The organism is Granulosicoccus antarcticus IMCC3135, from assembly GCF_002215215.1.
GTDB lineage: Bacteria > Pseudomonadota > Gammaproteobacteria > Granulosicoccales > Granulosicoccaceae > Granulosicoccus > Granulosicoccus antarcticus.
In genome coordinates, this window is record NZ_CP018632.1 from 2,109,637 (window position 1) to 2,121,759 (window position 12,123).

A 12,123-nucleotide genomic window follows, 5' to 3' on the forward strand; every position below is an offset into this window, starting at 1 on the left:
ATCTCCGGTCAGCACCGCTACATAGTCTGGAGGTGGGTTCTAGGCTGGGTATCAGTGTGTCATTGAGCCAGGTGAAGTGTTCAGACTATCGAAGAGATTTCAGGGCGATACTCGGATCACAAAGAGCATCCTTTGAAATCGGAACAGCTTTTTCGATCAGCTTTGTGGCCAGGCGTATATCCTTTGCAATCTTGAGCCCTGGAGCAATTCCGCAGGCATAGCCTAATGTTCCATCGGTGTTCAGACCGAACGTGATGTGGTGAGTCTCATCGTAGGATCTTTGTACAAGTTGCATTTGGGTGGAGGGCAGTCCGGCTACCTGTAATACGTGATCATATTGTTCAGACCAGAACCACGGGGACTTGATGTAACTGCGGGCAGTCTGTGCAACCATATTGTGGCCGGCGATTTCGCCCTGATCTCCGGCGGCCTGCCAGGACTCCAGTCGGGTTGCCTGGCCACCGGGGCCATAGAGTGGAAAAGCACAGCAGTCGCCTGCGGCATATATATCAGGATCGCTACTGCGCAAGTGCGAATCAACAACAATTCCATTGGATACCGCCAGGCCTGCCTGCTGCGCCAATTCGGTTGAAGCGAGTGAGCCGATACCCGCGATAATCATGTCTGTTGTGATTGTCGTGCCATTGCTCAGCTTTACAGTACAAGGCTGACTCATGATCTCTTCTATCGCTACATCAAAGCTGAACTGTACTTCATGCCGCTGGTGAATCTGTTGAACAATGCGGGACACTTCCATGCTTACGGCACGTGATAATAGTCTGTCCGCTGCTTCTACGACATGCACAGCCACACCTGCTGCTCGCAGGCTGGCGGCCAGTTCCAGGCCGATGAATCCGCCACCGATGATGACGGCCTGCCTGGCGACACTGGCAGCCTGTTTCAGTTTTACGGTATCGGCGATATCGCGTAGATAATGTATAGCTGTGTCACCGTTTGTTGCTGGCGGAAGTTGACGGGCGTTAGCGCCGGTTGCGAGCAATAGTTTTGAATAGGCCCATTGGCTACCGTCGCTCAGGACAAGTTGCTTGTTGCCAGTGTCCAGGCTGATCACTTTTCCGGCGATGCGCTCTACGTTGGCGGCATTCAACTGTTCTATCGGGACGATAGGCAGAGCGCAGGTAACGGCATCGTCAGACCACTTGGACAGAGGTGGACGTTCATAGGGTAGCTCAGAGCCCTCATCTGCAATAATCGTTACGGGCCCTTCATGGCCAGCCTCCCGGATCGCAAGAGCCGCTCTGATGGCTGCGTGTCCCGCACCGATTATCAGGATTCTGTTAGTCATGGTTTATACCAGCGGTTCGATTTTTGGTCATGGGGATAGCTGCCTATTAAATAGAGGTGCCCTCGGCAAAGGCCAGAGGGCAGGAGAAACTATTTTCTGAGGCAAATCTGGATGGCAGGAGCCAGTCTAGCTGGCGTCGACTTGTTGCCCTTGCACACGTTTTTTGTGCACTTCACGAAAATGCAAATCAGACTCCGGTGAGCCATCGTGCAGACTGCCGAACCACTTGTCCAAAGGCACGTTGCTTTCGCCGAAATTTACATTGTGATAACGGTGATGCAGGTAGTGCATGTACCGATCATTGCGGACGGATTTTTCATCGCCGAAGACGATTTCGTCAAAACCGGAGTGACTGACAGCGGGGCCCAGCCCCGTCTGGAAGGCATTGAACATCATGTGTAATGGGTGACTGGGTACGACCACATGGATTAATACACAGCTGAAATACAACAGGTGTTCTACCGGATGCATGGCCATGCCCGACCAGGGGCCGACATTCACATTCTTGTGGTGCAGGTAGTGGACGCGATCATATAAAGGCTTCCAGTGGATCAGGCGATGAATGCAGTAGAAGTGGAAGTTTCTCCAAAATGGCACGAGTGCCATGGCCAGGCAGAACCAGACAGGGTTGCTGGAAAAATCGATATAGGGCAACCAGTCGTTGGCGTAGGCCCACCACAGCCCGCACTCATACGCACTCCAGAACAGAGCACCACAGTATGACCAGAACATGTTGTCCCAGACCTGATCCTTGAACAGAAAGGTCGGGTTGTTTTTGGACATCCAGTTGGCATTGTATTTTTTCTGCCGACCCTGTTTGCGCCAGCGGTAGAACCACAGATGAAAAACACCATTCCAGAGCGTCAGCAGGATCACGTTGCGCGCTATGATTTCCAGGATCCAGTCAGCACTCAGGCTGCCCATGCGATCCAGAGAGGGGGTGAAGAAGGCATAGCTGATGCCGATCACCAGCATGTAAATGGCAAACCAGGGTGCAAAAAAGCCTGGAAAACCGAAGAGCCATTTTGCTATGCCCTTCACATTGAGCGGGTCATTGAGCAAGGGCTCCAGATACACAGGCCTGCCGGAGCGCCATTCGCCACGACGGTCACGGGTTTGTCCGTGCTCGTCGATGGTCGTTTTCGGTTTTTTTGCCATGAACTTGACTCCTTGCTGGCGTTTGATCGAGATAGGTCAACAGTTTACTGTTGAACTTTTCTATAAAGTACGACATATTCTAGTATCATGCAATATTCGAAAGTATTAAAACTTTCGAAAGTTTGATTTTCTCACCCAAACGGATGAACACAACGTGGCGACTGATAGCGAAGAGCTGTACGAAACATTGCGTCAGGGCCTGATCTACGGGCGCTGGAAGTCGGGTGAGCGATTAATTCCCCAACACCTCAAGGAAGAACTGAGCTGTACCAGTAGTGTGTTGCGCGAGGCTTTGCTGCGTCTGGCGGGTGAGGGCTTGATCGTCTCCGAGAAGAATCTTGGCTTTCGGGCGGTCACCCATTCGCAGAACACTTTTCGCGAAGCGGCGCATCTGCGATTGATTCTGGAGCGCGAGGCGGCGGAGCTTTCACTCGAGCGCGGCGACTTCAACTGGGAGCTGGCCTTGACAGCTGCCTATCAGAAACTTGCCTATGTAGAGCGACAGATGATCGATAGCGGTGATGTTGAGCAGCTGGTTCAGCACTGGTCTTTGCAGGACTGGAATTTTCATTACACCCTGATGTCAGCCTGCGACTCGGCGCTGCTGATGCGTGCCTACAAGACGGCTTTTGACACATTCCGGATGTATGCCGTGGCACAGATACCTGAATTCGGATTTGGTCGCGAAGTGACGATGAGCGAGCACAAGGCCATCTACGAGGCTGCCATCAACCGGGATGTCGCCGGTTGCCTGGCTGCCATAGAAACGCATGTGACGGTCTATCAGAACAAGAACCGATCCGAGACCCCGTTGCCTTTGAAGGGGCAGCCTGCAGCACGATTGCACTTGACGGGCGGCACGCGCAAAGCCTGAGTATCAACGGGCTTTGTGCCTCGTTCTAGCATTTATGGAGTATTACCAGTGAAACACATCTATACCGCAGCGGGGCAACCTGCCAGTCGTACCGTCACAATCGCCGACATGCGCTCTGCGAAAGGTCAGCGCAAGCTGGTTCAGGTGACGGCCAATACCGCCGATGAGGCCATGGCTGTTCAGGAAGCGGGCATTGACATGATGATCTGCGATGCTGCCAATGCTCATATTGTTCGTGCGGCGAATCCGACAACGTTCTGTACCGCGGCGGTCAAGCTGACGGAGCACGCCACCACCGATGACATCATGCGCGAGGCGTACAGAGTGATGCATCTGGGTGTTGATGCCATCATCACGCCACGCAGTTTCAAGACGGTCGAGATACTGGCTCGCGAGGATATTCCAGTTATGGGGCATCTGGGTCTGGTGCCGCGCAAGAGTATCTGGCTGGGTGGTTTGCGCGCTGTGGGCAAGACGGCAACAGAGGCGCAGAGATTGTTTCGTGATTTCAAGAGTCTTGAGGACGCGGGGGCATTTGCGGTCGAATCCGAAGTCATTGCCGGCCCTGTCATGGCGGAGATAGCCCCCAGAACCAGTCTGATCTGTGTTTCCCTGGGTTCCGGCAGTGGCGGTGATGTGACCTTTCTGTTCATGAACGATCTGTGTGGAGAAACCGCCAATCCGCCGCGTCACGCCCGTGCATTCGGTAATCTGGCCGCACTGCATGAGGCTCTCTACAAGGCAAGAGTGCAGGCACTTAATGATTTCAGAGTTGCAGCGCTTGAGGGTGAATTTCCAACTGTCGCCCAGACGCCTACGCTCGACGATAACGAGCTTGCAATCTTTCGCAAGGCTCTGCAAAGCGAACAGACCCCTACAGCCGGGTAAAACCCCCAACATTCAAGTGAGGATAAATCGATGTCTCAACTCGTACGTGCCTGCGGTACTGATGAAATCGAAGAAGAGGAAGTACTCCGGTTCGATCACGAAGGTAATACCTTTGCGCTTTATCATGGCCCTGATGGGAACTTTTACGCTACTGATGGCTACTGCACTCATGCCAAGGCGCATCTGGGTGATGGCATTGTTGATGAATTCGAAATCGAATGCCCGCTGCATTTCGGCGCTTTTGACTATCGCACCGGCGATGCAACGGTGGCACCTGCCTGTCAGAAGTTGAAAACCTACCCGGTGAGCATTCAGGAAGGTGCGGTGTTCATCGATATCAGCTAGTGGGGTGATGAGCATCACGAATAGTTGATGCCCATCACCTATCAGCTGTACCTGTCACGCTCAGGTAGTGGTGCCTTGTACCAACGTAAGATCGATAGTCAGATCAGGGGCAGCGTCGAGACCCTGGAGCAGATCCACAATGGATTGAGCGGCTTCGCGTCCTATTTCACTGCGGGGCACATCCAGAGTTGTCAATCTCGTCTGGATGGTCTGCTCCAGAGATGTCCCATTGAAGCCTGCGACTGCAATCTGTGAGGGGCATTGATAGCCCTTGTCACTGAGCCAGCGAAGGCCGCCAATGGCCATAGCATCGTTGAGGTAGAAGATCGAAGTAACCTCGGGATGTTGCTGTATGAGTTGTTCGGTCAGTGTGTTGCCGGAGCTGGATTGGCGCGGCAGATCTTCGGATATAACCGATTTTAGCGAGTGTCCGTGTTGTTCCAGGTGGCGTCTGAATCCGTCGAACCGGTGTCTGGCACAGACATCCAGGTGCAATTGGGAGCCGATATAGGCCGGCTGCCGGTAGCCTCGTTGCAACAGATGCTCGGCCATCATCTTGCCCGCGGCATAGTGAGATACGCCGATTGTTCTGTCTCCAAAGCTGGCGTCGGCATCCCACACGGACACCAGCGGGCAGCGACGCATCTCGAGCAAGGACAGTGTATCGTCCAGTTTCTCGGTGCCGCCACTGATGATCAGGCCGGCGGGCTGCATGGAGAGCAGGCTGGACAGAGTATCGCGCTCCAGTGATGGACTGAACAAGGACTCGGCGATCAGCATGGACAAGCCTTGTGGGCGGATTACGGTGTTGATACCGCTGAGCATCTGGGCGAAGATGACATCGGAGACCGACGGGATGACCACCCCGATGGTGGTGGATTTGCGGGAGCTCAATTGACCTGCCAGAGTATTCTTCACATAGCCCAGTTCTCCGACTGCTGCCAGCACACGCTCACGGGTTTGCGGCGAAATACTACCGGTATCTCTCAGTACTTTTGACACGGTCATGCTACTGACGCCGGCGCGATCAGCGACATCGGCCAGAGTCACGCTTCGGTCTCTGGAAGTCCACCGCATGGTGTTTTCTACCTCTGAATAATGGAGTTTTGACGAGGGCTCATTTTGCACTTGCGCCCGTGATTTCGGTCTGTTAGGTTAGCGATAACCTTGTACAAGTACAACCCCCTAATATTCTGGTATCCATGATGTCTTCGTTTGATCGTTTCCTGCACCTGTTCTGGCGCTCGATAGATACCCTCATGGCATTTCTGTTGGCCATGATGGTGGTATTGGTGTTCGCCAATGTCGTCCTGCGTTACGGATTTTCATCCGGCATACGTTCCTCGGTCGAACTGTCGCGCCTGGGCTTTGTCTGGATCGTGATGCTGGGCGCCGCCGTCACGCTCAGGCACGGTGAGCATCTGAGTATCAACGATGTTGCCGAAGCGCTGCTTCCAAAGCTGGTGCCGTTTTTCAGGCGTGTTAGCGGAATCGTCATTCTGGTGTCGGTATCCATGCTGTTCTGGGGCTCAACCAAACAGGTACTGGCGAACTGGAACAACATCTCTCAGCTCACAGGTTTACCCAAAAGCCTGCTTTATGTACCTGCCAGTTTCTCCGGGTTGCTGATGGGCCTCATTACCTTGCGACAGTTACTGTCGCTCGACACGACGAAACAAAGAGAGTCTGACTCATGACGCTGGTTCTGTTTCTTGGCGTTCTGCTCCTGGGTATTCTTATTGGAATCCCGGTCGCATTTTCGCTCTTGCTGAGTGCCATGGTCCTGATGGCATACCTGGACCTGTTCAGTGCGGACATTCTGGCGCAGGCGTTGGTCAATGGTGTCGACAGCTTTCCGTTGCTGGCCATACCGTTCTTTCTGATTGCCGGGGAGGTCATGGCATCAGGCGGACTGGCACGTCGTATCGTGACGCTGGCAAGCAGTCTTCTGGGGCACAGAAAAGGTGGCTTGGGCTATGTCGTGATCTTCACCTCCGTATTGCTGGCAGGCTTGTCTGGTTCGGCGGTTGCCGATGCAGCGGCCTTGTCCAGCATGTTGTTTCCCATGATGGCCAAAGCGAACTACCCACATGGGCGCTCTGCCGGGTTGCTGGCTTCGGGCGGCATCATCGCACCCGTCATCCCTCCCTCCTTGCCGCTCATCCTGATTGGGGTGGCCGGTAATATCTCTATCGCCAAATTGTTTGTAGCAGGACTGGTGCCCGGATTGATGATGGGGGTCGTACTTGTGGTTGTCTGGTCGCTGCTGGTGCGCAAGGAAGATCTACCCGTGCAGGAGCCGGCTTCTGGCGCAGAGCGCTTTGACGCGCTGAAGGGGGCGTTCTTTGCACTGCTGCTACCGGTGATCATCATCGGTGGTATTCGAACCGGTATCTTCACGCCCACCGAAGCTGCCGTGGTCGCTGCGGTCTATGCCATTTTCATATCCTCGGTGATCTATCGCGAGATGACCTGGCGCAGTCTGTACGAGGTGCTGGTGCGTGCATCCAGAGCGACTGGCATGGTCATGTTTCTGGTCGGCTGTGCCATGGTGGCGGCCTGGGTCGTGACGGTTGCCCAGATTCCGCAGCAGCTGGTTCTGCTGCTGGGACCGTTGGTGGACAACCCACGTTTGTTGATGGCGGTCATCATGCTCATCGTATTCTTTGTTGGCATGGTCATGGACCTGGGGCCATCGGTTCTGATCCTTGCTCCACTGTTCATGCCGGTCATCAAAGAGGCGGGCATCGAGCCGGTCTATTTCGGAGTCATGTTCATCATCAACGCATCAATCGGTCTGATTACACCACCAGTGGGCAATGTGCTCAATGTCGTGTGCGGTGTGTCTTCGGTTTCCATGACAGAGGCGGTCAAGGGCGTCTATCCATTCGTGCTTGCCTACCTGGCGCTGCTTGCGGTCTTTGTCGCTTTTCCTAATGTCATCATCATTCCGATGCAATTGCTCATCGGTTAACCACAGGAGAGATTCAATAATGAAACATATCTTAAAGGCTGTGACGGTTGCAGCTTCACTGGCCATTCTGGCTACCCCGGCGCTGTCGGCAACACGCTTGAAGTTTGCCCATCCGGCACCCGACACCGATCTGTCCCACAAGATGGCCTTGCAGTTTGCCGAGCAGGTAAAAACAGGCACAAATGGCTCGGTCGTCGTGGATGTATTCCCGAATGGGCAACTGGGTACCGATGAGCAGATGATTGACGGCGTTCGTTCGGGCATCATCAGTTTCACGCTGGTCGGCCTGAACAATTTCTCTGGCATGTTGCCGGCGTCGGGTTCCTTTTCACTACCATTCATGTTCCCTGATCGTGCGACAGCTTATAAAGTGCTGGACGGTGCACCGGGTCAGTCAGTGGCCGCTGACATGGAAGAGTTCGGCATGAAGAGCATGGGCTTTCCTGACAATGGTTACCGCAATATCACTAACAATCGCGGACCCATTCGAGTGCCTGCCGACTTGTCTGGTCTGCGTATGCGAGTCAACAATTCAAAAGCCTTGAATGACCTGTTCCAGGCACTGGATGCCAACCCGCAACAGATCCCCGTAGCCGAGCTGTACACGGCGCTGGAAACTGGCGTGGTTGATGCGCAGGATCATCCTATCTGGGTTGTTGAAGCCTTCAAGTTCTTCGAAGTTCAGAAGTACCTGAGCCTGTCTCAGCATGCCTACTCGGCACTGGCTCTGGTCATGAATCTGGAGAGCTTCGAGTCACTGACCGCTGACGAGAAAACTGTTCTGGTTCAGGCCGCGGCTGATGCAGTTGCCTTTCAGCGTGAAGGTAACGAGGCCGCCGAAGAGAAGCAGATCGAATTCCTGATCTCCGAAGGCATGGAAGTGAACCGGGATGTGGATTCTGCAGCCTTTCAGGAAGCGTCCAAGCCGGTTTGGGACAAGTTCATCGAAGACAATGGCAGTGACATGATCGATGCCATTCAGGAAGCATCGAAGTAGATTTTCAAGTTTGTGAGCACGGAGCCGTGGTGCTGGCTCCGTGCTTCAGCTCGTCGCCAAGCTGGTAGGCGAGTACGGCAGTCTGACGAATCGCACCGATCAGATCAGACATTGATTTGAGTACCTGTCGCGCTCTGACTTCACGACGCATGACTTCAGGTTGGATTGCGCAACCTGCGTCTACTTAGAGACTGTCACCCGGCAATGCGCTCAGAGCCGACTCGTTGTCGATACGAACAGCGGTGCCATTGGCAGTAGGTGCCGCCCAGGACCACATGCTCATCATCCTGCCACCCTCCACACCGACTACCGCGTTCGCGCCTAGTGCTCGAGCTTCGTCTGCAAGCAGTGGATAAAGTCTCTCAACATTGCCATAACCAGCGCGCGCATTGGCTTTCACAGTACCTAGCACCGTGTGGCTAGTGCCCTCGGGCAGCTCAGACTGCGTCACCAGCACCTTGCCTGCATAGCTAGACCCCGATTCTGCAGTGGGTACGGATGAGGATACAGATGCACAGGAGGCCAGTGTGAGTGATAGAAAGGCGACTGTAGCGAAGCGATAGATTGACTGCATGGACAAACTCCTTGATTGATGTGTCCCTTGAAGAATAGACGATGTTTTCACCTTTCGTCCAGGATTCAATCCGATTGCCAACGGCCTTATCGAAAGAAGGGGGGCCAGCTGGGTATTATTCACTTTCCCTTCGAGATCCATTGCCAATTTCTGACTGTCGTTGCTTGCACACTGAACCCTCCTAAGCCAAAGAGGTTCACGCCATGAAACATCTGCAATAACTCTCTCGTCTCAATCACGCATTGGCAGGCACAACACTGCTATCTGCGGCTGTCGTCGCTTTTTCAGGGGGTGTACAGGCACAGTCCGAAATCCCCAAGGGGCTCGAATCGCTGTCCATCATCAAATATGCACGTTCTGCCAACAATCCATCCGGTGGTTATGGAGATATCAGGGAGATAGACCGAGAGAAACGCGAACCTGTGGATACCGCGAATCTGGACATGAGTCTGCCCAAATCGCAACGCGAGAAGCCGGAGGAGTACAAAGGTGAAAAAATACCTGACATCAATGATCTCAACGGCAAGAGTCAATTCGAGTTCTTTGACATTGAAAGTGGTCGTAGCTTTCAGTTCTCGATAGAGCGTAGTACATTGGCCAAGCTATCCCGACAGGTGGCTGATACAGCCAACGAGCACAACGGTGATCGCAAGCCGGCAACGAAGGATGAAATACGAGCTGAGTCCCGGTTTGACAAATCCTGGAGTTGGGCCAATGACAGTCGCAGCCGACGCGGGATACAAGATGGCTATTCTGATACCAATACGATCTATCAGAATCTTGCAAACTATGGTGGTTGTTCAGCCACGGTCCTGTCTGCCAATAGCGAACAAATGGTGGCTCTGACTGCGGCACATTGTATCTATCGACCAGGAAATCAGTATTCGTATTCCAACATTGAGCCTCGCAAGAATGGAGTGGCGTCACCTACCTGGGGAACATGGAGTCCGGTAGCTTTCGGGTTCTACCCCTCATTCATTGATAACGATTGTGAGGACAACTGGAACGGCAGTGTCTGCATTAAATACGACATTGCCCTGGTTATCGCAAGACCCGATGCCGGTGCAACGCCTCCCAGAGGTATGGGATGGGGATATCGCAATAAGACCTCCATCGATACGTTCAGCAAATACCGCCGCGGTTATCCCGGTTGTGGTGCAGGTCATAGTCCAATGCCTTGCTCCGGAGATTACCTTTATGGTGATGGACAGTTGAACCTGGGTAACTATGCCAATACCGATTCAGACAATTGGTACCGTCGTGTCAAGTTCTCATCCGATCTGAATCCTGGAGACAGTGGGTCAGGCTTGTATTACTATCGAGATGGCAACCCGTATGTATTCGCGGTTACCTCTGCCGAAGATACTTGTTATACGGCCTGCTGGTACTCACGACCAAACCATGCTCGACGGATAACACCTGAGTGGTACGATTTCATCAACTCGGTTGTCTTCTGAAGCAGATTGACTAACTTAGTGCAGGTAAACCAGCATTGCCGGTTTACCTGCATTTTTCGTGGGGATTGTGATATCAACTGACACAATGAAAATGTCTTCAAACATCCATATTCACCCCAGTCAGAAACGTTTTTTTCAGATTCGTATCTGCCTGCAGCTGCTCGCAAGCTGCGCATTGTACTTACTGATAACAACTATGAGTAAAGCAGGGGGCGAAAGTAGTCAATCATCCGCATTCCACTACGGGCTCGACAGTCAATTCACTACCCCGCATTGCGTAGCAACAAAACTTAAGTCATCAGCCAGCAGGGTTCGCTCGTTAGAACAGAAACCTGATGTGATGTCCCGGCAAGTTGTCCATGCCTTGACAGCGGCACATTGTTTTCGAAATACGGTTGAATCCATTAATATCGGTTGCCGTGATAGTTCAACCGTTGAAGCCCTGATCACGGCTTTTTATTGGCATCCGACACATGACGTCGTTCTCATGAAGCTGCTTGTCAATGAAGCATGCCTGGGCAAGGGGGTCTCATTAAGGCATCAAGAACTGGATAAACACCATCAGAATAAGCAACTTGTCATTCCAGGTACAGTGCAACCACAGAGCATGACATTTGGAGAAAGCAGGGCATTCGAGCCAGCTACACCGTCCAGTGAGTTTGTCAGAGTTGCAGAAATTCTTTCGGTAGATCAGGAAACCCTGAGACTGTCAGATCAGGTTGTCTGTCTCAAAGCAGGTGATTCAGGTTATCCATTGCTTATGAATGGTGAAATTGCAGGCATGTTAATTTCTGGACTGGAAGGGTGCCCAACTGAACAGATAGCCATACGCACCGATAGAATCGCTAATTGGATCAGCCGTCATATGGAGTAGGAGCAACTACGCAGTTGGATCTATTGACCGGTTTTGTGTCATGCCAACTCAATTTTCTCGACAGCAAGTTCGAACTCTTCAATGCTGGCTCTGATGCTCATACTATCCAGCACGAATCGAATGGTAAGTCGACATAGACGTCCTGTGCATCTGTCAGCTTGATATTGTTGCCGGCATTGTCAATGGTGTTTTTTCTGGACGTGTGATTGGATTTTTATTGCCGCTCATTGCACAGCAGTCTAGCAAACTCGTTGTATGAGCCACTCGTTATTAGCCTATACGTAGGTGTAGTTCGAGATTGATATGGACTGCGGTACCAACTCTGTTATTTATTTAAATGCTCATGAAAAAATACAACTCAAGTGGATGCATGCGCAGTGCTTGAAGTTTAAGTGTTTTAAGCTGGAGTGTCTTGTTTTATAGGATAAAGTGAACGATGAATAGGGCTTTAGGAGAATTATGCCAACGTACCAGTAGTGCCAGGATAATAAAAATACATATCATTTATGTCTGTGTGTTTTGTGTCGACGGCCACAGAGTTAATATCTCCTGTGATGCTTGACAGGTACTACTTGGTGCTATTTACTGATTTTAATACCGTATTAAAATGGAAGAGAATCTGTGGCGAAAATCGCGTTTGACGCGCAATCAGACTTGATTCCGGAATGCCGAATTG

12 protein-coding genes are annotated in these 12,123 nt (G+C 52.4%); 8 read left to right on the top strand and 4 right to left on the bottom strand.

Translation table 11 applies throughout. The annotated features are described in order from the left end of the window. Positions 1-85: 85 nt before the first annotated feature. A complete protein-coding gene (locus IMCC3135_RS09165; protein WP_088917331.1) occupies positions 86-1,306 on the bottom strand; it encodes an NAD(P)/FAD-dependent oxidoreductase in 1,221 nt (406 codons plus the stop codon). Positions 1,307-1,432: 126 nt separating this feature from the next. After that, a complete protein-coding gene (locus IMCC3135_RS09170) occupies positions 1,433-2,464 on the bottom strand; it encodes a sterol desaturase family protein (protein WP_088917332.1) in 1,032 nt (343 codons plus the stop codon). 154 nt (positions 2,465-2,618) lie between these two features. Between IMCC3135_RS09170 and IMCC3135_RS09175 the strand changes: the two genes are divergently transcribed. From IMCC3135_RS09175 to IMCC3135_RS09185, 3 genes are read left to right on the top strand one after another with little or no spacing between them, the layout of a single operon-like run. Then, positions 2,619-3,338 carry a GntR family transcriptional regulator gene (locus tag IMCC3135_RS09175; protein WP_088917333.1) on the top strand — a complete coding sequence of 240 codons (720 nt, stop codon included), beginning with the start codon at positions 2,619-2,621 and terminating at the stop codon, positions 3,336-3,338. Between the two features lie 48 nt (positions 3,339-3,386). Further along, entirely contained in the window at positions 3,387-4,226 is an 840-nt protein-coding gene (locus IMCC3135_RS09180) for a 3-methyl-2-oxobutanoate hydroxymethyltransferase (RefSeq protein WP_088917334.1), read from the top strand. Between the two features lie 30 nt (positions 4,227-4,256). Continuing rightward, positions 4,257-4,571: a MocE family 2Fe-2S type ferredoxin gene (locus tag IMCC3135_RS09185; RefSeq protein ID WP_088917335.1), complete on the top strand. Its 315-nt coding sequence runs from the start codon at positions 4,257-4,259 to the stop codon at positions 4,569-4,571. Positions 4,572-4,631: 60 nt separating this feature from the next. On the opposite strand, the gene IMCC3135_RS09190 is transcribed toward IMCC3135_RS09185, so the two are convergent. Beyond that, positions 4,632-5,648: a LacI family DNA-binding transcriptional regulator gene (locus IMCC3135_RS09190; RefSeq protein WP_088917336.1), complete on the bottom strand. Its 1,017-nt coding sequence runs from the start codon at positions 5,646-5,648 to the stop codon at positions 4,632-4,634. A 125-nt stretch (positions 5,649-5,773) separates the two neighbouring features. On the opposite strand from IMCC3135_RS09190, the gene IMCC3135_RS09195 reads away from it, so the two are divergent. From IMCC3135_RS09195 to IMCC3135_RS09205, 3 genes are read left to right on the top strand one after another with little or no spacing between them, the layout of a single operon-like run. Next, positions 5,774-6,268, top strand: a complete 495-nt coding sequence (locus tag IMCC3135_RS09195) for a TRAP transporter small permease (protein WP_205737973.1) — start codon at positions 5,774-5,776, stop codon at positions 6,266-6,268. Then, entirely contained in the window at positions 6,265-7,545 is a 1,281-nt protein-coding gene (locus tag IMCC3135_RS09200; RefSeq protein WP_088917337.1) for a TRAP transporter large permease subunit, read from the top strand. Before IMCC3135_RS09195 ends, IMCC3135_RS09200 begins: the two co-directional genes overlap by 4 nt. 19 nt (positions 7,546-7,564) lie before the next feature. After that, on the top strand, positions 7,565-8,542 hold the full coding sequence (locus tag IMCC3135_RS09205; protein ID WP_088917338.1) for a DctP family TRAP transporter solute-binding subunit: 978 nt from the start codon (positions 7,565-7,567) through the stop codon (positions 8,540-8,542). A gap of 184 nt (positions 8,543-8,726) precedes the next feature. Here the strand turns inward: IMCC3135_RS09205 and IMCC3135_RS09210 are convergent, their stop codons facing one another. Next, positions 8,727-9,116 (bottom strand): hypothetical protein, encoded by a 390-nt coding sequence (locus tag IMCC3135_RS09210; protein ID WP_088917339.1) that lies wholly within the window; start codon positions 9,114-9,116, stop codon positions 8,727-8,729. A 242-nt stretch (positions 9,117-9,358) separates the two neighbouring features. On the opposite strand from IMCC3135_RS09210, the gene IMCC3135_RS09215 reads away from it, so the two are divergent. Next, the gene (locus tag IMCC3135_RS09215; RefSeq protein WP_088917340.1) at positions 9,359-10,573 is read left to right on the top strand and encodes a trypsin-like serine peptidase; all 1,215 of its coding nucleotides are present in this window, start codon (positions 9,359-9,361) and stop codon (positions 10,571-10,573) included. A gap of 91 nt (positions 10,574-10,664) precedes the next feature. Next, positions 10,665-11,447, top strand: coding sequence for a trypsin-like serine protease (locus tag IMCC3135_RS09220; protein WP_157735864.1), 783 nt, complete (start codon positions 10,665-10,667; stop codon positions 11,445-11,447). Positions 11,448-12,123 lie beyond the last annotated feature (676 nt).

What these genes read in the sequence shown, in the direction of transcription:
- IMCC3135_RS09165 (WP_088917331.1), bottom strand. Translation starts at nt 1,306, where the DNA reads ATGACTAACAGAATCCTGATAATCGGTGCGGGACACGCAGCCATCAGA.
- IMCC3135_RS09200 (WP_088917337.1), top strand. Translation starts at nt 6,265, where the DNA reads ATGACGCTGGTTCTGTTTCTTGGCGTTCTGCTCCTGGGTATTCTTATT.
- IMCC3135_RS09195 (WP_205737973.1), top strand. Translation starts at nt 5,774, where the DNA reads ATGATGTCTTCGTTTGATCGTTTCCTGCACCTGTTCTGGCGCTCGATA.
- IMCC3135_RS09210 (WP_088917339.1), bottom strand. Translation starts at nt 9,116, where the DNA reads ATGCAGTCAATCTATCGCTTCGCTACAGTCGCCTTTCTATCACTCACA.
- IMCC3135_RS09170 (WP_088917332.1), bottom strand. Translation starts at nt 2,464, where the DNA reads ATGGCAAAAAAACCGAAAACGACCATCGACGAGCACGGACAAACCCGT.
- IMCC3135_RS09185 (WP_088917335.1), top strand. Translation starts at nt 4,257, where the DNA reads ATGTCTCAACTCGTACGTGCCTGCGGTACTGATGAAATCGAAGAAGAG.
- IMCC3135_RS09205 (WP_088917338.1), top strand. Translation starts at nt 7,565, where the DNA reads ATGAAACATATCTTAAAGGCTGTGACGGTTGCAGCTTCACTGGCCATT.
- IMCC3135_RS09220 (WP_157735864.1), top strand. Translation starts at nt 10,665, where the DNA reads ATGTCTTCAAACATCCATATTCACCCCAGTCAGAAACGTTTTTTTCAG.
- IMCC3135_RS09190 (WP_088917336.1), bottom strand. Translation starts at nt 5,648, where the DNA reads ATGCGGTGGACTTCCAGAGACCGAAGCGTGACTCTGGCCGATGTCGCT.